Raw genomic sequence first — 23,303 nt, 5'->3', positions numbered from 1 at the left:
AGCTCCAAGTCGCGGCAAGCTGTTCCAGGCCAGCGCGAAATGATAGGGCGCTTGAGCACGATGCGCGGCTTTCATTCAACGGAGAAGGCGATGACCGATGATAGGGAGACGGCTCACCGGTGGGAGCCCGTGGGAGATTTACCTCTGGCTGCCTGTCAGGTGTGGCGTCTAAAATCCGACAATAACTTTGAGCTGACCGTCGAAGGCGACTTCGGGACATCGGAACGAACTCTCAAGATCGATTTTCAAGGGGTAGTAGCCCTGGCTGCCCATGATGACATGCTGGGACTGACCAAAATCCGTGCGGACACCTCGATCCCATTGATTGGATCTGGCAGGCAAGCCTCCTACAGGTGGCCGATCCTGCGAGTGGAGAACTCGCACTGGTTGCGATCGACACTTGGCCCGACAGAAGACTGTACGCATTTTCTGCTGCTCAGTCTCGAATGCACGGTTGAGGTCATTGCTCGTGAAGCCACTCCTTCTTGGATCTGATCACCCGGGGAGCGAAACGCCTTGAAACCGCATACGCTCCGGCACAGGCCAAGATTGGTGGCTGTTCGCTACGAAGGTGCCAGCTGTAGGCTGGCATCGGAGCGGCCGCCATGGATCGACCTGATCTCGTCGGCAACCAGTTGCTGCAGCCGCCACAGATTGCGGTCGCGGATGCCGAATTCCTCGAGGTGGCTGACGGTGTTGTAGAGATATTCCGCGCCCGAGCCGACATGGCCGCAGGCTCTGGCAAGCACCCCCGCCACCGTGTCCAGCGGCTGCCCGAGCGAGGTTCCCCTGCCCGTCACCCCGACCCAGAAGCCGAGCGCCCGTATCCGGCCCTGCTGGGTGCGCACGGGAACCCACCGGACCGAGCTGACACTCTCATGATCGTCGATCTCGCGCCGCAGCAGTCTTTCGATCTGCTGCGGCTTGTCGCCGTCGGGCAGACGGTAGATGACGCCGTCGCATCGGCCGCCGCGTTCGAGCGCCATCATCAGCCCCGGCTGCGCGACGCTGCCGCGCCAGCGCACCATGTCGAGGCAGAAGGAGCGATGCCAGCCAAACGCAGTGGCGCGCTGCCGTTCGACGGACTCGAAAGCCGGCTTCCAGATCAACGAGCCATAGGCGAACACCCATAGCGGCCCCGCATCCGCTTCGTTGGAGAGCCGCGCGGCAAGAGCACGGAAATCCTCGTCGTTCAGCTGCGTCCAGCTGCCGTCGGGTCCAGGATCGACCTCTTCGCGATGGCACAGTGAAACAAGCTCAGGCGTGAGCGACATAAGGCGCATGAAGCGACAACCCCTCGTTTGCCCAAGGAAAGTCGAAAACCGCCGCATGTGCAAGGCGTCGAGCGGGACGAAGTGCGGAACGATGTGTCAACGCAGCCGTTGAACTTTCTCCGCTTCGCTGTCGGATTCGCGTCGCTGAAAACGTCCTTTGATGGATCGGACGACGATCTATGCATGAAGGTGAGGAGACCGAGAAATGCCAAAATCCCCGATGCCCTTCTTCTGGTACGAACTGATGACATTGGTCGAAAACGCTCACCCGACCTAATCAATCTTGTCGTCTAGTCCCACTCCCATCCCTTCCCGTTCCCCCATCGCTTGAAACCCTTTCCCTTGTGATCCAACACCTTTCGAAACAAACCGCCCTCGGGCGGCTCGTTTGGTCCATAGATATCGCGCAGCAGTTGTCTCGCCTCCCCGTTGTCAACATCGCCGTCAGTAAGCGGAATCAGAGTGAGTTTTCGATCCTTAGTCGGCACAACGTGCATGATTCTAGCGGGCACCGTCAGGAGCGATCGAAAATCTTTTCTGGGGCCTCTCTCAGATTGAACCATATCCTTTATGAATTTTGCATATTGCCAGACGATGATGTCAGCTGCCTGGATCATGCCAGACGCTCGCTTGTCCATAAATGAAAATGAAGTCCGCGGACGGTGGATCTTCCTATCATTGAAATACTCGTAAGCAGTGTTCCCGTTCTTGTGTCCACTTTCATAAAAAAGAGATACTTCGCAATCTCTAAAATATATATTTGCAATATCATATATTATATCAGATACGTTCCCTACAAGATAGGTATATGGGTCAATATATTTTCCATCTTTGTTATACCCATCATATCTGCCCAATGGGGTGGAACAGATAATCGAAAAGGCGACGTGTCGATTAATTAGGTCCATCAGTTCGGTTTGAAGCTGTATTCTGCGCTCTTTTGGCATTCCTTTGAAGACGCCGCTTGGAGGCTCAGGAGCGCATTCCACCATATGGAAGTAGGGAAGATCGCCATACTTTCTTAAGACGGCTGCCCATGCCGTCTCTACGAAACGCGCATCTTCGGGTCTAACAACATACCCGCCGACAATCTGGATCGGAAACCCTCCATCATCCCCCGACTCGTCTATGTAAGCCTCTAGACGCACGAATGCCAAATCCTAGGAACAGCTGATTTTCAAATACTTTCGAATAAGCGTCTATCATCCTACCACCTGCCAATGGATGCTCAAAGTACGGTATTCCACCTTAGCCCAAACTCTGAGCCCGTAACACTAATACGGCGCGCGCCCGCGCTATCCGTACAACGCACAACAATTACTTCCAAAAATCTGTAAAGAGCCGCGGCGAAGTGCGGAACGATGTATCAACGCGGCCGTTGGATTTTCTCAAGCCCGCTGTCGGATTCGCGCTGCCGAGATCGTCCTTTGATGGATCGGACAACGATCGATGCATGAAGGTGAGGAGACTAAAAATGCCGAAATCCCCAATGCCCTTCTTCTGGTACGAGTTGATGACCAGCGACCTCGATGCGGCGCAAGCGTTCTACACCACCGTGGTCGGCTGGCGGGCTGAGCCCTTCGACAAGGCGCCCGGCATGCCGCGCTATATCGTGGTGAACTCCGCCGAGCGTGGCGTCGGCGGGCTGATGACCCTGCCCGAGGAAGCAGCCAGGACGGGTCTGAAGCCGGCCTGGTTCGGCTATATCCACACCAGCGATACCGATGCCTCGACCGAGGCACTGAAAGCCGCCGGCGGGGCTGTTCACCGCGAACCGACGACATTCCCGGCGTCGGCCGCTTCTCCGTCGTCGCCGAACCGCAAGGCGCCGCCTTCATGTTCCTGCAGCCCAATGGTCCCGACCAGCCCGTCCTTCCGGCAACGACGCCGGGCCATGTCGGCTGGCACGAGCTTTATGCGTCCGACCGCCAGAAGGCCTTCGATTTCTACTCAAGCCAGTTCGGCTGGACTGATGCCGGTAGCATGGACGTCGGCGAGATGGGCATCTATCAGACCTTCTCGGCCGGCCCTGAATCCGGCGGCGGCATCATGAACAAGCCGCAACAGCTGCCGGTGCCGGTCTGGCTGTTCTACTTCAATGTCGATGCCATCGACGCAGCCGCCAAACGCGTCACCGACAATGGCGGCAAGATTGTCATGGGTCCGATGCCGGTGCCGACCGGCCAATGGATTGCCCAGTTCACCGATCCGCAAGGCGCTTATTTCGCGCTGATCGCGCCGGGCCGCTGATCCCCTCCGGTACTCGCCTGCACGGAACTGCTCTCATCGCGCCGCCGGTGCGACGAGACGCGCCTCCGGGCGCGGTCACTCCGGCGCCAGCACCGCGACCTTGAGGTTCTCTTTCCTGGCGCCGCTGAGCTGGATCGTGGCTGCGCCAGGCGTCAGCTTGAAGCGCAGGCTCTTGCGGACGCCGAGGCAGGTCTTCACGCCGCTGAAACCGGCTGATTTCACGGCCTGGCCATCCTGAATGACGTCGACCCAGGCCTCATCGGACAGGCTGATCTGGAGCTCTCCTTCCGTTGGCACGGCCACGTTTGCCGTCGCGCCGAACGTGCCGGCTGCCGGCGCGCGTTGCGGTGAGACCATGAAGCTGACCGCATCGACCGGCTCCAGCGCCATATCCGCGGCTTCGCCGAAAGCAAGAGAGGCACCAGACTGCGCGGCGGGCGCTGCCGGAAACAGTTCCTGCTCGCGTGTTACCGGCCATTTGAAGCCATCGCAGCCAGCATCAGCGGCCACGGCGAAACTGGTGCTTGCGAGGATTGCGAACAGGCTGATGGCGACTTTTTTCATGGCGAAGGAACCCGTCTGGTTTGGAGTGTCTACTCGCAGATATACAACCTTAACGAGATGTATGCAACCATAACGAGAGCAGATTTCGAAGTCAGACTGGAAATAATTGCAATCACCGATTGTTGATGACAGGCCATGGGAAGTGAATGGTCCAGCGCCGGGTGATGATTTATGGCCGGGCCACAGGGTTGGAAAAATGGAGTTTAGATGAAGCTTTTTGACGGTCTCGCCAGATTTCAGCCGCAGGCACTCGGCGTCCTGCGCATCATCACAGCCCTGCAGTTCCTCGAGCATGGCTCGCAGAAACTGTTCAATTTTCCGGTCAGCGCCGAGCCTCACGCTCTTAGCGGCCTGACGGCGACGGCAGGCATCCTGGAATTCGCAGGTGGCATCCTGCTGGCGCTCGGTCTGTTGACCCGCCCGGTCGCGTTCCTTCTGGCCGGCGAGATGGCCATCGCCTATTTCATGGCGCACTACCCGCGCGACTTCTTCCCGGTCAACAACAGCGGCGACGCGGCAATCTCCTTCTGCTTCATCTTCCTCTATCTGGTGTTTGCCGGCGCCGGCGCCTTCGCGCTCGACAACCGCCGCAACGTCTGACGCGCAATGCATGTCGCCCAAAGGTGCGCAGCGGTTTTGGGATAACGACATGCACAAAGGAATCTGAAGCGCCTCGGCGAAGCCGAAGCGCTTCAGGCGCGCATTCGCTCGAAGTTCGCGTCAAAGAGCGGCGCTGCCTGAACGCGCGCCGCGTGGCGCTTGCCCAAAAGTTCGATTTCGAAGCCGTCGCTCTTGTCTGCGATCTCCTTCGGCACATAGCCGATGGCGACGGATTTCTTCGAGTGATGCGCATAGCCGCCCGACGTCACCCAGCCGCGCACCGCGCCATCGTACCAGATCGGCTCGTCGCCGATGACATCGGCATCGTCGGCATCGAGGATAAATGTGCGCAGCCTGAGCTTGCCGCCCTGCTTGCGCTCGGCAAGAGCGCCAGCCTTGCCGATGAAATCGGCATCCTTGCCATAGGCGACGAAACGGTCGAGTCCGGCCTCCAGCGGCCCGTAGATCGGCCGGTATTCGCGCGCCCATGAGCCGTAGTTTTTCTCCAGCCGCAGCGCATTGAGCGCGCGCGAGCCGAACAGGCCGAGGCCGAATTCCTCGCCTGCCGCCATCAACGCCTGGAAGGCAGCGCGCTGATATTCCGGCGCCACCCAGATCTCGTAGCCGAGATCGCCGGTGTAGCTGACGCGGCCGACCAGGCACGGCGCCGTGCCGATGTCCATTTTCGCGACCGCCATGAAGGGGAATGCGGTGTTGGCGACATCCGCGCGGCTGACCTTCGCCAGCACCTCCCTCGCCTTGGGTCCGGCGATCGCCAGACCGGTCAGTTTCTGCCCCAGCGCCTCCATGCGCACTGAGCTATCCGCAGGTAAATGCGCCTCGAACCAGCGCATATGATACTGCTCGGCGATACCGGAGCCGGCGATGAACCACTCGGTCCCGTTGGAATTGGTGGCACCGATATTGGCCAGCGTGAAATCGCCGATGAGCTTGCCGTCATCCTTCAGCATCGGCGCCAGCGTCATGCGGCCTGGCTTGGGCAACTTGCAGGCAAAGACCCGGTCGAGCCAAGCGGCCGCCCCTCCTCCCGTCACCTTGTATTTGGCGAAGTTCGAAATCTCCGCCAGGCCGACGCTCTCACGAACAGTCGCGACCTCATTGGCGACATGGGAAAAATCGCTGGACCGCCGCCACGAGAACTCGTCCTTGACACCCTCGGGCGCAAACCAGAGCGGCACTTCCAGCCCATAGGACACGCCCCATTGCGCGCCCTTGGCCGACAGCAGATCATAGATCGGCGTCGTCTTCAGCTGCCGCCCGGCGGGCAGCTCCTCATTGGGGAAACGGATCGAGAAGCGGCGCGAATAGTTCTCGCGCACCTTGGCATTGGTGTAGGCCATCGTCGCCCAGTCGCCGTAGCGCGCGACATCCATCGCCCAGATGTCGGCGCCGGGATCGCCCTCGATCATCCAGTTGGACAGCGCCAGGCCGACGCCGCCGCCTTGTGAAAAGCCCGCCATGACGCCGCAGGCGACCCAGAAGCCGGGAAGGCCACGCACCGGCCCAACCAGCGGATTGCCGTCCGGCGCGAAGGTGAAGGGCCCGTTGATGATCTGCTTGATGCCGGTCCTCTCGAAGGCCGGGAAATGCCGGAAGCCGACCTCGAGCGACGGCGCGATGCGGTCGATGTCCGGCTCCAGCAGTTCATGGCCGAAATCCCAAGGCGTCTGGAACTCGGACCACACCTTGTTGGCCTTCTCATAGGTGCCCATCAGCATGCCGCCGCGCTCCTGGCGCAGATAGAGCTCACCGTCGAAATCGACGGCGTGGATGATCTCGGTGCCGGTCTTGGCGTTCCACGCCGCGACTTCCGGCATATCCTCGGTGATCAGGTACATGTGCTCCATGGCCAGCACCGGCAGTTCCAGCCCGACCATGCGGCCGACCTCGCGCGCCCACAGGCCGCCGGCATTGACGACATGCTCGGCCACGACCTCGCCCTTGTTGGTGATGACCCGCCACATCCCGTCGGGCCGGCGCACAATGTCTTCCACCTTGGTGAAGCGCTCGACCTCGGCGCCAAGCTTGCGCGCGGCCTTGGCGTAGGCATGCGTCACACCGGAGGGATCGAGATGGCCGTCTTCCTTGTTGCGAACGGCGCCGACGAACTGCTTGGGATCAATCAGCGGCATCAGTTCAGCCGCTTCGTTGGCCGATATTTCCTCGAGATCGATGCCGAGGTAACGCCCTTTGGCAACGACGCCGCGCAGCCAGTCGAGCCGCGCCTCGGTCGCCGCCAGCAGCACGCCGCCGGTCAGATGCACGCCGGTCGCCTGCCCCGACAGCTCCTCGATCTCCTTGTAGAGCGAGATCGTGTATTTCTGCAGCTTGGCGACGTTGGGGTCGCCATTGATCGTGTGCATGCCGCCGGCCGCATGCCAGGTCGAGCCGGAGGTCAACTCGTCGCGCTCCAAAAGCACGACATCGGTCCAGCCATGACGCGCCAGATGGAACAGCACGGAGCACCCGACGACGCCACCGCCAATGACCACGACCTTTGCATGCGATTTCATGAGTTTTGCTCTGTTATCAATGAGTTGGGAACGTAGGATGAATCGGAAAAGGAAGCGCCAAGCGACCCCCCTCTGGCCTGCCGGCCATCTCCCCCTCAAGGGGGGAGATCAGCAGCGTCTGCATCGCCGCTTTCTTTTCAGCGTTGGTGATTGGCGAAGGAAGACGTGACAGCCAATCTCCCCCCTTGAGGGGGAGATGTCCGGCAGGACAGAGGGGGCGCCGCGCGCCGACGCTGAAAAAGTCACGGCTCGCCCTGCCCGATCGCTTCCTTGCGCCTGGCCACATACGCCTCCAGCGCCTCGCGCACGGCGATATCCATCACCGGCTCGACATAGTCTTCCAGCGCCTTCTTCCACAGCCGGGTCGCGCGCGCCGTCGTGTCGAGGCCGCCGGCCTCCTGCCATGCCTCGTAATTCTGCCAGTTGGACAGTATCGGCTGGTAGAAGGCGGTGGCATAGCGTTCCAGCGTGTGCGGTTCGCCGAAGAAATGGCCGCCGGTCGGCACCGCGCCCAGCGCCTCGACCGCAAGCTCCGCCTCGTCGACGACGATCGGGCGCAGGAACTCCATCATGTGCTGGATCATCTCGACATCGATGATGAGCTTTTCGAACGATGCCGTCAGCCCGCCCTCCTGCCAGCCGGCGGCATGATAGACGAGGTTGCCGTGGCCGAGCACAGCGCCCCACAGCGCCATCAGCGTCTCGTAGGCGCCTTGCGCGTCCGCCGCATTCGATGCCGACCCCGGTGTCGTGCGGTAGGGCAGATTGTAGCGCCGCGCCAATTGCCCCGAGGCGATGTTGGCCTTGGTGTTCTCCGGCGTTCCGAAGGCCGGCGCGCCCGACTTCATGTCGACGTTGGAGGTGAAGGCGCCGTACATCACTGGCGCGCCGGGGCGCACCAGTTGCGTCAGCACCACGCCGAACAGCGCCTCGGCATTCTGCTGCGCCAGGGCGCCGGCGAGCGTCACCGGGCTCATCGCGCCCATCAGCGTGAACGGCGTCACCGCCACCGACTGGCCGAACTCAGCCATGGTCATCAGCCCTTCGGCCATCATCTCGTCGAAACGCCGCGGCGAGTTGACCGAGATGATGGTGGCAATGCCGGGATCATCGCGCATCTCGTCCAGCGTCAGCCCGCGCGCGATTGCCATCATCTCGATGCCGTCCAGCGCCCGGCCTCGTCCGATCGCCGAGACATGGAACGATTTGTCGGTCAGCGTCAGATTGGTGAAATAGGTATCCATGTGCCTGGTGTTGGCCGGCAGTTCCACCGGCGCGCAGACCTGGTTGCCGAGCATGTGGATGCAGTTGAAATGCTGCGCCAGCCGGGTCAGATCGGCATAGTCGTGCAAGTTTCCGGCGCGCCGGCCGCGCTCCATGTCGTGCACATTGGGCGGCCCGGCGACGAGGGTGAAATTGATCGTGTTGCCGCCGAGATGAATGGTGTTGGCGGGGTTGCGCGGCGTCAGCCGATAGCTGGACTGCGTGGTCTTCAGCGCCTCGGCGACAAGGCCCCGGTCGATGCGGACATTCGCGGTCGCATGGTCGACTTTTGCGCCCGCCTTCTCGAACAGCGCCAGCGCCCGCTGAGACATCACCTCGATGCCGAAATTTTCCAGAATATGCATCGACGCCTGGTGGATCGTTTCGACCTGGTCGACTGAGAGCATCGCCATCGGCGGATAGGGATTGGTCACCCGCCGCAGTGGAAGTTGCGGGATGGCGGCGGGCCCCCGGTTGCTGGTTCGCTCCGCGCCGCGCTTTCGTCTTGGTTCATTCATGCCTGGCATCAGAGCGCCGGCATCCGGATATCGCTGTCAGAAATCCGCCCTTCGCGGGCGTGATTTTAGCCAAGGCGGCATTTTTGAATTCGTATGGAGACAGAGGCGACGCAAAAGGTCGGAATAATGATACAGGTCCCACTCAGCGGAGCCGGGCCGGCAAGCCGTTAAGAAACGCCGCAAGATTCCCTTTATGATTTCAGCCTATCCGTCTTCCATGCGTAGTTCGAATTTGAGTAAAATTGTAGCGGTTGGCGTGCTGCTGGCTTTGCCGGCCTGCGCGACGCCGCCCAACCATATCAACGATGTCTGCGCCGTCTTCGACCAGAACGACGGCTGGTTCGACAACTGGCAGTCGGCCGCCGAGCGCGCCTCGCAGAAATACGGCGTCCCTGTCCCCGTGCTGATGGCGACGGTGCGCAAGGAATCCGGTTTCAAGAGCAATGCCAGGCCGCCGCGTACCAAACTGCTCGGCTTCATTCCGTGGAAACATGTCTCGTCGGCCACCGGTTTCTCGCAGGCGCTCGACGGCACCTGGTCGCAATATCAGAGCGAAACCGGCAGCTGGGCGGCGCGGCGGACCAAGTTTGCCGATGCCGTCGATTTCGTCGGCTGGTATCATTCCAAGACATCAGACACGTTCGGCGTCGCCCGCAACGACACCTACAATCTCTATCTCGCCTACTATCTCGGCTGGACCGCCTACGGCCGCGGCAACCGTGGCGATGCCGGCGTGCAGGGCTATGCCAGGGCGACCGAAAAGATGGCCCGCGACTATGCCGAACAGCTGCAGCAATGCGGCAGCTGACGTTGCCAAGCGGTCTTGCAGCCACGCAGTTTGCGATCGAAGCGGAACTCAGCCATTCATTCGCTTGGGATCAGGTGGAGGATCGACCTCCCTCCCTTTACCGCTGCCGTCGACAGCTTTCGGTCAAACGTCGCCAATTGGCCGTCACGCGCCTTGGCGAGTCCCAACAGATAGCTATCCGTTACCTGTGCCGGGGTGAGGATCCTGGCTGCATCGATGTCGTTGGAACCGACAAGGCTGATCTCGTCAGGCCAGAACTGATGTCCTGAAAGGGCATGCAGCTTGCCGACAATCTGCGCCACCACGGCGGGCGAACCCGGAGAATTGGGGTATTTCGGGTTGCTTACAATCCTGATGACGCCATTCTCGGTAATGGGACATGTTGCCCATGATAAATGCCCGGTGGATTGGAACCACCGATGGGCATCTTCATGCGCGACGTGAGCCGGATCGATCAACGCAATCAACACATTGACGTCGAGCAGGAAGGTCACGGCAATTCGTCGCGAAGCGCATTGACCATTTCGAGATCGACCATCGGGCCGTCGGGCCGCGATGCAAGCAAGGGGATGCCGTTGCGTTCACCGCCGGTCGGGGGCCTGCGCAGTGAGCGGCGAGCCAGATCGGAAATGACGTCGCCAACGCTGCGATCCTGCTGTCGCGCCATGGCCTTGGCCGCAAGTAGGACATCGTCATCGATTGCAAGTGTGGTTCTCACAACATGCTCCCTATCGCGCATCAAACATCACGCATCACATAAAGCAATGGACAGCAATATTCAAGCGAACGTAGCTGTCGTTCCTTGAGCTATGGCGACGCTGCGGCAATGCGCCAACGAGCGGCATTGCCTCTATGGCTGGTCAGCTCGGCTTCTTGCCATGCGGGCGCTTCGGCGGTTCGCCGGCGAAGCCGGGGCCGATCCCATCCGGTGCGTCTTCCGGCACGCCCTCATGCGCTGCGTGTTCCCTGTCGAACTTGATCACCGGCTCCATCGTCGCCAGCACATCGTCCGACAGCCAGCACAGGCTCATATGGCCATCGCCGAGATGCTTCACCGGCGGCACCTTGGTCTCGCACAGATTGTCCGGCACCAGCCTCTTGTAGCCGCAGCGCGTCTGGAACGGGCAGCCGCTCGGCGGGTTCATCGCCGACGGGATATCGCCTTCGAGCACGATGTGCCGTTTGACCACGCTGGTGTCGGCGATCGGGATCGCCGACAGATCGGAAGAGCGTCGTGTAGGGNGATCTGGTCGGTCGTGCCCTGCTCGACGATGTAGCCGAGATACATGACGACGACGCGGTCGGCGATGTAGCGCACGACGGACAGATCGTGGCTGATGAACAGCATCGTCGTCTTGTTCTTGCGCTGGATGTCCATCAGCAACTCGGTCACCGCCGCCTGCACCGAGACGTCGAGTGCCGACACCGGCTCGTCGGCCACCACCACCTTGGCATCGCCGGCAAAGGCACGCGCCACGCCGATGCGCTGCTTCTGGCCGCCTGAGAGCTGACGCGGCTTGCGCGTCTCGAAGGCCCGCGGCAGCTTCACCAGGTCGAGCAGCTCCAGCATGCGCTTGCGCCGCTCGGCGACATTGTTGCCGACTTTGAATTTTTCCAGCGTGCGGATGATCTGCGAACCGACGGAGTGGCTGGGATTGAGTGTATCGAACGGGTTCTGGAACACCATCTGGATCGACGACACCGTTTCGACGCTGCGCTTTTCGATGCCGGTCGACTGGATCTCCTTGTTGCCCAGCGTCACTGTGCCGGCACTTGCCGTCTCCAGCCCCAGCAGGACCTTGGCCAGTGTCGACTTTCCACAGCCGGACTCGCCGACGATGGCGACGGTCTCGGATTCGCGCGCCATGAACGAGATCGTCTCATTGGCCTTGACGACGCGGCCTTCGCTGGAGCCGAACACTTCGCTGCCGCCGACCTTGTAGTATTTTCTCAAATCCTCGATCTTGAGCACCGGGGCGCCGGGCACGACCTTCTCATTGACCTTCTTGGCGCCGGGAGGCAGCGCGTCCCAGTCGATCTCGTTGAAGCGCACGCAGCGCGAGAAATGCCCTTCGTGGCCGGCGACCTCGATCATCGGGATTTCGGCGGCGTTGCAGACGCCCTCGACGAAATGGTGGCAGCGCGGCCCGAAATTGCAGCCCTTGGGCCGCTCATGCGGCAGCGGCAACTGGCCGGGGATAGAGATCAGCGGCCGCGAATTCTTGTCGGCGCCCGGCAGCGGAATCGAGCGGAACAGCCCTTGCGTATAGGGGTGACGCATCCGGTCGAACACGTCCTTGATCTTGCCGGTCTCGACCGCTTCGCCCGAATACATCACCGTGATGCGGTCGCAGGTCTCGAGGATGAGGCCGAGATTGTGCGACACGAAGATCATCGACGTGCCGAACTTCTCGCCCAGCCCCTTGACCAGTTCGACGATGCCGGCCTCCACCGTCACGTCGAGCGCCGTCGTCGGCTCGTCGAGCAGAAGCAGCGCCGGTTTCGACAGCAGCGCCATGGCAATGACGATGCGCTGCTGCTGGCCACCGGACAGCTGGTGCGGATAGGAACGCATCATCCGTTCGGGATCGGGCAATCTCACCGAGCGCACCATTTCGAGCGCCCTTTTGTAAGCCTCTTCCTTCGACACCTTGTCGTGGATCAGCGGCACTTCCATCAATTGCTGGCCGACCTTCATCGCCGGATTGAGGCTCGCCATCGGCTCCTGGTAGATCATGGCGATCTTGTTGCCGCGGATGGAGCGCAACTCCTCGTCGGACAGCTCGCCCATGTCCTTGCCCTGGAACTTGATCTTGCCGCCGACGATCTTTCCGATGTTGGAGAGGTCGCGCATGATGCCGAGCGACACGGTCGACTTGCCGCAGCCGGACTCGCCGACGATGCCCATGGCTTCGCCCGGCATCACCGTGCAGGAAAAGTCCATGACGGCAGGGATCTCGCCCTTGCGGGTGAAGAAGGAGATCGACAGGTTCTCGATCTCGATGATCGGCGCAGCGCTTGGCCCAAGGGTCGGGTTGCCGGGATTTCGAACTGCCTCATTCATGGGTCGCTCCAATCCTATTTTTATGCTCGCGGGGCCGAAACCCGCAGATCAGTCTTTCATCGATTGTTCGCGCAGCGAGTCGGCAAGCAGGTTCAAGCCCAGCACGAACGACATCAGCGCGATTGTCGGCGGCAGCGCCGGGTGGATGAACGAGCGCAGCAGGCGGCTGGCGTCCTTGATCGCGGTGCCCCAATCCGGGCTCTCCGGCGCCAGGCCCAGCCCGAAATAGCCGAGCGTGCCGAGCAGGATCGTGGTGTAGCCGATGCGCAGGCAGGCATCGACGATCAGCGGTCCGCGCGCATTGGGCAGGATCTCCCACAGCATGATGTACCAGGGCGATTCACCGCGCGTCTGCGCCGCCGCCACATAGTCGCGCGTCTTGATGTCCATCACCAGGCCGCGCACGATGCGGAACACGCCGGGGCTGGAGGCGAACACCACCGCCACGAAGATGTTGAGCTGGTTGGGATCGATGTGGATGATCTTGAACGGATCGGCGTCGAACACCAGGCCGGCATAGACCCAGCCGCCGATGACCAGCGTCAGCCCGAGCAATATATAGAGGCGGTCCGGCCGGTTCTTGTAGCGGGTCCAGAACAGCACCGAAAAGAAGATGATCGGGAACAGGAAGAACAGCCCGGCCATGGCGTAGGGGATCGGCGTATCCATGATGCCCGGCGTCACCAGCAGGTAAAACAGCAGGATCACCGGGAAGGCCAGCACCAGATTGGCCAGGAACGACAGCACGGTGTCGATCCGGCCGCCATAGTAACCGGCGGGCAGACCGAGCGTGATGCCGACCATCAGCGCGAAACCGGTCGCCGCCGGTGCGATGATCAGCACGATCTGGCTGCCATAGACCATGCGCGAAAAGACGTCGCGGGCGAGCTTGTCGCCGCCGAAATAGTAGATGAGTTTCGATACCGGCTCGAGCGCGCCCGGCAGCGCATCCTTCATGATCGGGACCTGGGCGAGCGGATCGAAGGGCGCGACGGTCGACGCGAAGATTGCCGTGAACAGCCAGAACAGGCAGATGCCGACACCGACTATGCCGACGCCGCTATCGAACAACTGGCCGTAGAGGCCGAGCCTTTTCTTGTAGGTGAAGCTCACCCCCATCACCAGGGCAAGCCCTAACCAGACCGGCCAGAAACGCCCAATAACGCCGAGCACGACATTGAAGGCACCGATATATTCGACCTGCATCTGCCCCAGCCCCCTATTGAACTCTGATACGCGGATTGAGGAACGCGTAGCCGACATCCGAGATGAGCTGCGTGATCAGCACGATGAACACCGACACCAGTGAACAGCCAAGCAGCAGATCGATGTCGTTGTTGCCGGCGGCCTCGACCAGCGTGTAGCCAAAGCCCTGGTAGCGGAACATCACCTCGACGATGACGACGCCGGTAAGCAGCCAAGGAAATTGCAGCATGATGACGGTGAAGGGCGCGATCAGCGCATTGCGCAGCGCGTGCTTGACGACGACGCTGCCGAAGGAAAGCCCCTTCAGCCGGGCGGTGCGGATATATTGCTGCGTCATCACCTCGACCATCGAGGCGCGCGTCATGCGGGCGATGTAGCCGATACCGTAGATCGCCAGCGTCATCACCGGCAGGGTGAAATTGTAGAAGGTGATGCCCTGGCTTGCCGAGGCGGCCGAACCGTTGAGCCAGCCGAGCCAGGAGGCGAAGATGACGGTGAAGATGACGCCCGACACATATTCGGGCGTCGCCGTCGACGCGATCGATGCGACGGACAGTGTTCGGTCCGTTCGCGAGCCCTCGCGCATGCCGGCCAGGATGCCGATCAGCAGCGAAATCGGCACCATCACCAACAGCACGCAGAGCATCAGGATACCGGTGGCGGCGAGTGCGGGGAATAGCTTTGACGCAACGGTGGTTTTGAACTTGGTCGAGCAGCCGAAATCACCTTCCAGGATGCCGGAGAATTTCGGCTCCAGCGGTTCGTTGCAGAAGGAGAAACGCTGCGTCGGCTTGCCGGTCGCCGGATCGGTCACCGGTTGCTTCGGGACGACGCCCAGCCATTGGCCGTAGCGCACGAAGAAGTTCTGCCGGTAGCCATGGTTGACCAGCCAGCTTTCGAGCTGTTCGGCCGATGTGTGCATTTCGGTCTGGCTGATCGCCAGCTTCTTCAAATTCGGCTCGAGGTTGATCAGGAAGAAGACGATCATCGTCAGGCACAGCATCGTCAATGCCATGGTGCCGAGACGCCGGATTACGAAAGAAAGCATGGCGGTCCCCTGCCGGTCTGGTTGGGGTTGGAGCCAGTTCGAAAAACCAGCTTTGCCGTTGCCGGCAGAGTTGGCCGTCAAATCGGCACTCGGATGCAATCAACCCAGTTTTATTGAACGGTCTTTCAGGAGAGTCCGCAACTTTTGCTGCGGCGGCTTCCGGTTCTGGGCCATGCGAGGCGTGACGGGAAGGAGCGAAGTGCCCCTTCCCTGACGTTCCGATCACGCCTGGTCGAGCCAGACCTTGCCGTAGTCGCGCTCGAAGGTCGGATGCATCTTGTAATTCTGCACCGCCTTGACCGAGTGGCTGTAGAGCTTGCGCCAGTATGGCTGGATCATGATGCCGGAATCCTGCAGGATCTGCTCGATGTCCTTCATCATCTCCTTGCGCTTGGCCGCATCGGCAACGGCCAATGCTGCATTGAGCTTGGCATCCCATTCGGGGTTGGAATAGGCCGACTCGTTCCACGCCTCGCCGGTGCGGTAGCCGATCGCCAGAACCTGGACGCCGAGCGGGCGCATGTTCCAGTTGGTCATCGACAGCGGATACTTGGTCCAGTCGTTCCAGAACGTCGAGCCCGGCAGCACCGTGCGCTTTACCTTGAGGCCGGCGTCGCGCATCTGCGCGGCGATGGCGTCGCCGGTATTCTTGTGCCAGTCTTCGTCGACCGTTATCAGCTCATGCTCGAAGTCGGCCTGGCCGGCTTCCGCCATCAGCGCCTTGGCCTTGGCCGGATCGCGAGCGACTTTGGGCAGCTCGTAATATTCCGGGTGGATTTGGCAGACATGGTGGTTTTCAGCCACCGTGCCGGCATTTCCGTAGCCAAGCTGCAGAACGACATTGTTGTCGACCGCCAGTTGCAGCGCGTTACGCACCTTCTGATCGCCGTAAGGCTTGTTGTTGATGTTGGTGCGGCACACGATGGTCGACGCGGTGACGATTTCGGACTTGACCAGGTCCAGTCCGTCGAGGATCGACACATAGTCGGCCGAGGTCTCGAAATTGGTATGGACTTCGCCGGCCTCGAAGGCACTGACCATGGCTGCCGGATCGGTGCCGTAGTCGACGAATTCGATGCCGTCGAGGAACACCTCGCCGTCCCACCACTTGTTATCCTCGCGGCGCTTGTAGACCACCTTCTGGCCGACATCGTAGGAGACGAGCTCGAACGGACCGGTACCGATCGGGCAGGCTTTGAAGTCGCCGCCCTTCTCGTCGAAGCTCTTGTGGACGATGAGACCGGGATAATCGCACATGTTCGGAATGAGCGCGATGTCGGCCTTGCCGAGCTTCAGCTTGACGGTGTGGTCGTCAACCTTGGTCACGGCGCTTTCGTCGAGTTTGTCGTCCTTGACCAGCGTGCCGAGACGGCCAGGCATCGAATTGCCCTCGGCCTTCTTGTCGGCCCAGCGCTTGAGATTGAAGATGACGTCATCGGCGGTGAAGGCATCGCCATTCGACCAGGTCACACCCTTGCGCACATGCAGCGTGTACTCGGTGGCGTCGTCGTTGACCTCCCAGCTCTCCAGAAGGTACGGCCGGAACGTGTATTCGCTGGTGTACTTGACCAGCGGCTCAAGCGCCTGGCGCTCGGCATTGGCGATTTCCGACCAGTCGGCCTTGCGCGGATCCTTGGGATCCTTGACCCATTGCGCGACTTTAAGGATGCCACCCTTCTTGCCCTGCACCTCTTCGGCCCTGGCTTGGGTCGGCACGGCTACGCCGAGCATGCCGTAGGCCATCGCAGTCGACGCGCCGAACACGCTCGCCATGGCGAGGAACTCGCGGCGATCGACTTTGCCTGCCTTGGCTTCTTCGGCCATGGCCAGGATGTGATCGGGAACGCGATCGCCATTACTCTTGTAATTTGTCATACCTTAACTCCCATTGTTGGCTTTCCGCCTTTTAACATTCCGCATCCCTGCCGTGATGTCAAAGACGGCATGCTACGGAACCTGTTAGGGAATGTGCAACTTTGAAAAGGGAGCGGTTCGCGTGATAACGACAGACTTGGCGCAAAAGTGCTAGCGCGCCCAGATTCCGCCGGAATCTGCTTAGGCGAGTATTGATACATTTGGGCGGGTTGAGACAGCGCCAGTTCCGGCGGCGGTAAGGGCCAGGAACTCAATATTCCTTTTCGTAGAATATGCCGCCCTTGGCCTCGCCGCCATCATTGGCCTCGCCGCGCAGCTTGACGCCGCGTCCGACATTGAGGTCGATCGTCGCCTTGCCCGACCCTGGCCTGTCGCCTTTCTGGATCGTCACATAGGTGCGGTCATTGAGGTACTTGCCCGCCGACACGGCGGTGCCGCCCTGGTCATCGGTGGTCACATCCAGGTCGTCGACGCCGATTGCACTGCGCAGGTTTTCGAGCAGCGAGGTCGAGCCGCCGACGCCGGCCAGTTGGCCGGCGGCCTCGGCCAGCTGCGCGATCTGCAGCGGCGACAGGTTCGACATAGAGCGGCCGAAAATCAGCTGCGCCAGCACCTCGTCCTCGGGCAGCGCCGGCACCGATGAGAAGTCGAATTTCGGATTGGTCGCTTCGCCCGAGACGACGATGGTGACGGTGGCGCTGGTCGTGGTCGATGTCGCGGTCAAGTTGAGGTAGGGCACCAGCGAGCCCGAAAAGCCGACCGTGCCTTCGGTAAAGGTCAGCCGTTTGCCGAGAATCGACAGCCGCCCACGCTGCAAGGTGAAGGTGCCGACCGCCTGCGGCGAAGCCGCCGGGCCGGTCAGCCTCAGCGAACCGCCGAACTCGGCATCGACGCCCCTGCCCTGGATGAAGATCTGGTTCGGCGCATTGACCGTGACGTCGAGGACAAGCCCACTGCCGCCACCACCGCTGGCCGCCGCCGGTCGCAAGGCCTTGTCCTGCGCCCGCACGGAGGCGGGCGCGTTCTTGTGCTTGACACCGAGCGCTGCCAGCGAGCCCGGCAGCTTATCGGGAACGGTGATGACGGTCTTGGCCAGATTGACGGTGCCCGAAATCACCGGCGCCGAGGTGAGCGGCCCCTTGATGGTCAGGTCGCCGCCGAGATTGGCTGTCACCACCCTGCCGTCGGTATAGCGGCCGTCAACCAGCTTGATAGACAAATCGGCTGGGAAACCTTGCGCCGGATTGATGCCGAGGGTGCCGGAGGCCGACAGGCTGCCGCGTGTCGACAGCGTGCCGGTCAGCCGGTTGATCCGGGCAACGCCGTTGCCGATCGAAATGTCGGCGGCAATGTCGTTGACGGCAAGGCCGGAGCGCGCGTCGACCAGGCGGGCGCCCGACGTGCTGACCGTGCCGCCGATCACCGGCGACGCCGCCGGGCCGCGCATCTGGATATTGACGTTGGCGGTGCCGCTGAGCGACAGGCCTTGCGCCGCAAGCTTGGCGGCCAGGAAGGAAAATGGCACCTTGCCGTTGAAGTCGAGCACCAGCGCTGGTGTGCCGGCCGTCGTCACCGTACCGCCGCCCTTGAGGCCAAGCCCGGCGCCGTCGCTGATGTCGGCGTTGAAGGTGAGCTTCTTGCCGGCAAATGTTCCCGACGAAGAGATATTCATGCCGCCAAGACCGGCGCTGCGCGTCTGCGAGGTCTGCACCCCGCCGGCATCGATATCGAAGGCGACAGCCGGATTGCCCAACGCGCCCGTCACCTTCACAGTCCCTGAAATCGAACCGGCGGCCTGGAGGCCCGGCGAAAAACTGTTGGCCAGCGAAGCCGGCACCTTCGACAGCGCGGCACTGATGTCGAGTGCCTGCCCGACCTTGCCGGTCACCGTCGCCGTGCCGCCACCGAGATTGAGCACCAGCTTGTCCAGCGTCGTTGTGCCGTTGGCGATGCTGACGGTCGAGGCCTGGGCGATGGCCGCCTTGATGCCCTGCACCGTGGCCTGGCCGGAAGCGAGTTCGATGGTGGTGGTGCCGCCAGCCACCTTTATCCTGCCCGCAGCCTTCGCCGGAATGCCCTTGACGGTGGCGCCGCCGGAAAACCCGGTCCAGTCGCCGTCGCGCTTCAAATCGACATCGATGCCGCTGATGGCGGTGCCGCCGGAAATGACGCTGTCGGCGCGAATTTTGCCCGAGATGACCGGCGCGGCGAGATAGTTGGCGACCAGCGCATCGATCGACACCGTCTTCGCCTGCAGGTCGCCGCGCGTAATCGAAGCGGTCGCAGCCTTGACGGCGACGTTCGGGCCATCCGCGGTCTTTGAGAAGGCGATGGTGCCGCGCACGTCGCCTTCGGCCTTTTCCAGCGCCAGCGCCGCCAGGGGCCCGATATCCGGCAGGTCGAGCGCGATGGTGCCGACCGGCACGAAAGCCTCGTCGAGCGCAAGGTCGCCGGAAATCTTGTTCTTGCCGAGCGACAGCAGCAGGCCGTTGATGGCGCTCTTGCCGTCCGCCGTCGCCAGCACCGCGCTGCCTTGCAGCGCCTGCCCAGCAACATTGCCGGTCAGTTGCACATTGGCCGCCGGATTGGCGGCATCGGCCTTGCCGGTGGCGGTCAGCTTCAACCCGGTGATTTCGCGTTCCGCCACGAGAAGCCGGTCGCTGCTGACCGTCAGCGACAGATCCGGGGCCAGGCTGGGCCCCTGCGCGTTGAGTGCAAAGCTGATCGCGCCTTTGGCATCTTTCGACAACAGCGAGATGTCGGCCAGTGCACCCTTGATATTTGCGCTAAGCTTGTTGTCGGCGAGGCTGGCCTGACCGTCCGCGGTCAGTGCGCTCGACGCCAGTCTGACCGGATTGGCGCTGACATTGCCATTGGCATCCCGCTTCAGCGTGGCGCTGAGCTGCGTGCGCTCTGCCAGCACGCTGCGCGCCGCCGCCGGCAACGCCGCCGACAGCACGTCGGCGTTGAGGTTGAGGTCTATTGCTCCATCGGCAAAGCCGACACGGCCATTGAAGGCGCTGCCCAGCGCATCGCCCTGCACCGAGCCGCTGTCGATGGTGATCGCATCGGCCGCCAGGCTGCCCGCAACCTTGGCGGTGATTTTGCCGGCGATCAGCGGTGCGATGGTCGGATTGTCCAGACCTATCTTATCCGCCGTCACCGTGCCCGAGATCGGACCGGTGCGGCTTCTCACATCGAACGCGTCGGAATGCAGCGCCAGCGCGATGCCTTCGACCTTGGTGAAATTCGTTGCCACCGACGGCAACACCGCCGAGATATCGAGCTTGGCTTGCGCAGCCTGCCCCGCCGCCTTCACGGAAAGCGCCTGCAGTTCGAGCTTGATCGGGCCTTCCATGCTGCCGAACGCCAGCGGCAGGCTCGGGCCGGAAGAGGTCAGGTCGAGCGCGAAGTCGCTGGCGCCGTTCGGGTTGATGGTGCCGGCCGCATTGCCGGAGATTTTCTCACCCGAAAGCGTCGCCTGGTCGAGCACGGCGCCGCCGGCCGCGGAATAGCTGCCGGCTGCATCGATATCGAGCGGCCCGAGCCCGGCCTGACGGGTCTGGCTGGTCTCGGCGCCGGCCAGCTTTACATCGAAGTGGATGTCGGGATTTGCCGATGGCCCGGTGATTTGCGCCGTGCCGTCGAGCGTGCCCGCGGCATCGAGGCCGGGCGAAAAGCCATTGGCAAGCGCAGCCGGCAGCGCCGAGAAGGTCGCCGCCAGATCGAGCGTCTGGCCCACCGTGCCCGACAGCGTCACCGAGCCGCCGCCGAGATCGACTACCAGCCTTTGAATGTTGGTTATGCCATCGGCAATGGTCAGGCTCGACGGCTCGGCGATCGCCACCTTGATGCCGCGCACCGTCGCCTCGCCGGACGCGATCTCGACGCTGGTCGCGCCCCCGGCAATCTTCGCCCGCCCGGCAGCTGTCGCCGGAATGCCTGATATGGTTGCGCCGCCGGTGAAATTCGTCCAGTCGCCGTCACGCTTGAGGTCGACGCCGATGCCACTGACGACGGTCGTTCCCGAGGTCACGCTCTCGGCCTTGATCGTGCCGGAGATCGCAGGGCTGTTGAGATAGTTGGCGATCAGTGCGCTGACGGTGACTGCCTTGGCTGCCACATCACCGCGCGCGATCGACACGCTGGCTGCATTGATGGTGACAGTGGGAGCCTCGCCGTCTTTGGCGAACACCACGGTGCCGCCGATATCGCCGGCCGCCGTCTGCCCGGCCAGCGACGCCAGCGGCGCGATGTCGGGGGCGGAGATCGTCAGCGTCCCCAGCGGCAGGAATTTTTCATCGAGCGTGAGGTCGCCCGACACCTTGTTGTCGCCCAGCGCTACGCTGAGCCCCTTGATGGAGCGCTTGCCGTCGCTCGTCACCAGCGCCGCCTTGATGGCGAGCGGCTGTTCGTCGACCGCGCCGGTCAGCGAGACATCTGCGGCCGGGCTCACAATGTCGGCCTTGCCCGATGCGGTCAGCTTGATGTCCTTGACGGTGCGGCCGGAGGCCGTCAGGCTGGCACTGTCGGCCGAAACCGAGAAATCCGGTGCGTTGCGCGCGCCGCTTGCCGTCAGCGCGAAATCGACCCCGCCGGCGATCGGCACGCCGACCAGCGAAGACAGCACCGAGACGTCGCCGAGCTTGCCCTTGATGTCGGCCTGGATATCGCTGCCTTGCGCGCTGGCGGTGCCGCTGGCGCTCAGCGAACCGGAAGTGAGTTCGATCGAGTTGGCGGCGAAAGAGCCCTGCGGATCGCGCGTCGCGGTCGCCGAGAATTTGACCCGTTCGCCAAGCAGTGAACTGATCTGCGGCGGCAGCGCCGTCGACACCGCATCGGCATTCATCTTGAGCGTCATGGCGAGGTCGGCCAGCGCCACCTTGGCCGTCAGCCCGGCATTGAGCGCATCGCTGCGCAGCGTACCCTCATCGAGCGAGATCTCATCCTTGCTGATCGAGCCGGAAAGAGAGGCCGTCAGCTTGCCGGTGACCAGCGGGGCCAGCGTCGCGACGTCGGTCTTCAGCCCGGCCGCCGCCAGACTTACACTGACCGGGCCGCTGCGGCTCTCGATGTCGAAACCGTCGGAATGGATCTTCGCATCCAGATTGTTCACCTGAGAGCCGCCCGCCACCACCGAGACCAGTGAAGCGCTGGCGTCAATCATCGGCGCCTTGCCGTCACCGAAGGCGCGCGCGGTCACATTGTTGATGGCCACCATGATCGGCTGCGCCTGGGTACCGACATTGACCGTGACCGGCTTGGCTTTGGCCACGAGTTCGACCGAAAGGTCGCTGGCGCCGTTGGGGTCGACCATGCCGGCAGCGGTACCATGAACTGCGTCGCTCTCGATTGCAGCGCGCTCGATGTCGACGCCGCCGGCTGCGGTCGCGGTGCCGGCGAGGTCGAAACTGGTCTTGCCGGCAAACAGCGACTTGAACTGTTGCGGCAGGAACCCTTCGAACGAACCGTCGCCCTTGGCCTCGATCCGGTTGCCCTTGTCGGTCAGCTGGTGCCGGCCGGTGAGCTGGGTAACGATCTGCCCATCGACCATGAAGGTGCCGACGCCGCTCCAGTTGGCCAGCGGCCCGGTGCCCGAGACGACGATGTTGACCGGCGGCGCGCCGGGTAGCTTGAGCAGGTTGGCGATGATGCCGCCGGCCGGCTCGGAAGCCTTGAGATCGAGGTCAAGCTTGTTTTCATCCGGCGCGAAGTGGATGTTGGCGTCGACATTGCCTTGCTTGCCGTCATGGCGGGTAACGTTGAGCACCGTCTGGATCGCCAGCGGCGACGCATCGACCTTGGCCGATCCCTTGGCCGCAAGTTCGGCAATGCCGCTGCCGGCAAGTTGCTGGCCGAGCGCGATCTCCGGCAAATCGATCGCTCTGATATCAAGCGAAACCGGCAGGCCGGTCGACCCGCTCTTGCTCGGCTCGGTGCTCGCCACAGGCAGCCGTGCCAGTTCTATCCGTTCGGCCGCTATGCGGTCGGCGCTGAAATTCTTCGACAACAGCGCCAGCGGCGACCAGTCGACGGCCACCTTGCGGGCCACCAGCCAGGCGCCCTCGCGGTCTTCCAGCACGACATGGTCGACCGTCAGCGCGCCGGACCAGATACCGTTAATGCCGCTGACCGTGACTTTGCTGTCCCCTGACGAGGCCATGTCAGAGATGATGCCGGCGAGATTTTCGCGGCCGCGCTCGGTCTTGGTCAGCACGACCAGCGCGCCGATGCCCGCCGCCGCCACGATCAGCAGCGTGTAGAAAAACAGGCGAAGGATGCGTTTCAAAATCTTCATC

The 23,303-nt window shown here is 62.4% G+C and carries 14 protein-coding genes and 2 pseudogenes; 4 read left to right on the top strand and 12 right to left on the bottom strand.

Annotation, left to right across the window (positions count from 1 at the left end):
* Nucleotides 1–51 precede the first annotated feature (51 nt).
* Nucleotides 52–495 (top strand): hypothetical protein, encoded by a 444-nt coding sequence (locus tag X771_RS152440; protein ID WP_156935986.1) that lies wholly within the window; start codon nucleotides 52–54, stop codon nucleotides 493–495.
* 68 nt (nucleotides 496–563) lie between these two features.
* Here the strand turns inward: X771_RS152440 and X771_RS152445 are convergent, their stop codons facing one another.
* Both X771_RS152445 and X771_RS1000000166745 read right to left on the bottom strand, forming a co-directional pair.
* A complete protein-coding gene (locus X771_RS152445; RefSeq protein WP_023687984.1) occupies nucleotides 564–1,283 on the bottom strand; it encodes a gamma-glutamylcyclotransferase in 720 nt (239 codons plus the stop codon).
* A gap of 281 nt (nucleotides 1,284–1,564) precedes the next feature.
* Complete coding sequence (locus X771_RS1000000166745; protein ID WP_198025826.1) at nucleotides 1,565–2,422, bottom strand: DUF3800 domain-containing protein; 858 nt, start codon at nucleotides 2,420–2,422, stop codon at nucleotides 1,565–1,567.
* A gap of 326 nt (nucleotides 2,423–2,748) precedes the next feature.
* Here X771_RS1000000166745 and X771_RS01000000164960 point away from each other — a divergent pair.
* Nucleotides 2,749–3,524, top strand: a pseudogene (locus X771_RS01000000164960) (VOC family protein).
* Between the two features lie 75 nt (nucleotides 3,525–3,599).
* Here X771_RS01000000164960 and X771_RS152455 read toward each other — a convergent pair.
* Nucleotides 3,600–4,088, bottom strand: a complete 489-nt coding sequence (locus X771_RS152455) for a hypothetical protein (protein ID WP_023687982.1) — start codon at nucleotides 4,086–4,088, stop codon at nucleotides 3,600–3,602.
* A gap of 207 nt (nucleotides 4,089–4,295) precedes the next feature.
* On the opposite strand from X771_RS152455, the gene X771_RS152460 reads away from it, so the two are divergent.
* Nucleotides 4,296–4,688: a DoxX family protein gene (locus X771_RS152460; protein WP_023687981.1), complete on the top strand. Its 393-nt coding sequence runs from the start codon at nucleotides 4,296–4,298 to the stop codon at nucleotides 4,686–4,688.
* 92 nt (nucleotides 4,689–4,780) lie between these two features.
* Here X771_RS152460 and X771_RS152465 read toward each other — a convergent pair whose 3' ends face one another.
* Nucleotides 4,781–7,222, bottom strand: a complete 2,442-nt coding sequence (locus X771_RS152465) for an FAD-dependent oxidoreductase (protein ID WP_023687980.1) — start codon at nucleotides 7,220–7,222, stop codon at nucleotides 4,781–4,783.
* A gap of 242 nt (nucleotides 7,223–7,464) precedes the next feature.
* Nucleotides 7,465–9,003, bottom strand: coding sequence for a trimethylamine methyltransferase family protein (locus tag X771_RS152470; protein WP_023687979.1), 1,539 nt, complete (start codon nucleotides 9,001–9,003; stop codon nucleotides 7,465–7,467).
* Nucleotides 9,004–9,220: 217 nt separating this feature from the next.
* Here X771_RS152470 and X771_RS152475 point away from each other — a divergent pair, with 217 nt between their 5' ends.
* Entirely contained in the window at nucleotides 9,221–9,811 is a 591-nt protein-coding gene (locus tag X771_RS152475; RefSeq protein WP_023668193.1) for a transglycosylase SLT domain-containing protein, read from the top strand.
* A 56-nt stretch (nucleotides 9,812–9,867) separates the two neighbouring features.
* Here the strand turns inward: X771_RS152475 and X771_RS152480 are convergent, their stop codons facing one another.
* The 7 genes and pseudogenes from X771_RS152480 to X771_RS152505 form a co-directional block, all read right to left on the bottom strand.
* Nucleotides 9,868–10,305 carry a TA system VapC family ribonuclease toxin gene (locus X771_RS152480; RefSeq protein ID WP_023682204.1) on the bottom strand — a complete coding sequence of 146 codons (438 nt, stop codon included), beginning with the start codon at nucleotides 10,303–10,305 and terminating at the stop codon, nucleotides 9,868–9,870.
* Entirely contained in the window at nucleotides 10,302–10,529 is a 228-nt protein-coding gene (locus X771_RS152485; protein ID WP_023668191.1) for a hypothetical protein, read from the bottom strand. The genes X771_RS152480 and X771_RS152485 overlap by 4 nt, the downstream gene beginning before the upstream one ends.
* A 142-nt stretch (nucleotides 10,530–10,671) precedes the next feature.
* Nucleotides 10,672–12,875 (bottom strand): annotated as a pseudogene (locus X771_RS01000000164955) (ABC transporter ATP-binding protein).
* A 48-nt stretch (nucleotides 12,876–12,923) separates the two neighbouring features.
* On the bottom strand, nucleotides 12,924–14,081 hold the full coding sequence (locus X771_RS152490) for an ABC transporter permease (RefSeq protein WP_023687978.1): 1,158 nt from the start codon (nucleotides 14,079–14,081) through the stop codon (nucleotides 12,924–12,926).
* A 13-nt stretch (nucleotides 14,082–14,094) separates the two neighbouring features.
* A complete protein-coding gene (locus tag X771_RS152495) occupies nucleotides 14,095–15,129 on the bottom strand; it encodes an ABC transporter permease (protein ID WP_023687977.1) in 1,035 nt (344 codons plus the stop codon).
* A 222-nt stretch (nucleotides 15,130–15,351) separates the two neighbouring features.
* Nucleotides 15,352–17,004, bottom strand: a complete 1,653-nt coding sequence (locus tag X771_RS152500; protein ID WP_023668187.1) for an ABC transporter substrate-binding protein — start codon at nucleotides 17,002–17,004, stop codon at nucleotides 15,352–15,354.
* A gap of 250 nt (nucleotides 17,005–17,254) precedes the next feature.
* Nucleotides 17,255–23,302, bottom strand: coding sequence for a translocation/assembly module TamB domain-containing protein (locus X771_RS152505; protein WP_023687976.1), 6,048 nt, complete (start codon nucleotides 23,300–23,302; stop codon nucleotides 17,255–17,257).
* Nucleotide 23,303 lies beyond the last annotated feature (1 nt).

This window comes from Mesorhizobium sp. LSJC269B00, assembly GCF_000502815.1.
GTDB lineage: Bacteria > Pseudomonadota > Alphaproteobacteria > Rhizobiales > Rhizobiaceae > Mesorhizobium.
The sequence above is the reverse complement of the archived record's forward strand: the minus strand, read 5'-3'. Positions and strand labels throughout refer to the sequence as shown.

Excerpts from the sequence above, each read along its gene's own strand:
- X771_RS152475 (WP_023668193.1), top strand. The coding sequence starts at position 9,221 with ATGCGTAGTTCGAATTTGAGTAAAATTGTAGCGGTTGGCGTGCTGCTG.
- X771_RS152460 (WP_023687981.1), top strand. The coding sequence starts at position 4,296 with ATGAAGCTTTTTGACGGTCTCGCCAGATTTCAGCCGCAGGCACTCGGC.
- X771_RS152470 (WP_023687979.1), bottom strand. The coding sequence starts at position 9,003 with ATGAATGAACCAAGACGAAAGCGCGGCGCGGAGCGAACCAGCAACCGG.
- X771_RS152465 (WP_023687980.1), bottom strand. The coding sequence starts at position 7,222 with ATGAAATCGCATGCAAAGGTCGTGGTCATTGGCGGTGGCGTCGTCGGG.
- X771_RS152445 (WP_023687984.1), bottom strand. The coding sequence starts at position 1,283 with ATGCGCCTTATGTCGCTCACGCCTGAGCTTGTTTCACTGTGCCATCGC.
- X771_RS152505 (WP_023687976.1), bottom strand. The coding sequence starts at position 23,302 with ATGAAGATTTTGAAACGCATCCTTCGCCTGTTTTTCTACACGCTGCTG.
- X771_RS152500 (WP_023668187.1), bottom strand. The coding sequence starts at position 17,004 with ATGACAAATTACAAGAGTAATGGCGATCGCGTTCCCGATCACATCCTG.
- X771_RS152495 (WP_023687977.1), bottom strand. The coding sequence starts at position 15,129 with ATGCTTTCTTTCGTAATCCGGCGTCTCGGCACCATGGCATTGACGATG.
- X771_RS152490 (WP_023687978.1), bottom strand. The coding sequence starts at position 14,081 with ATGCAGGTCGAATATATCGGTGCCTTCAATGTCGTGCTCGGCGTTATT.
- X771_RS152455 (WP_023687982.1), bottom strand. The coding sequence starts at position 4,088 with ATGAAAAAAGTCGCCATCAGCCTGTTCGCAATCCTCGCAAGCACCAGT.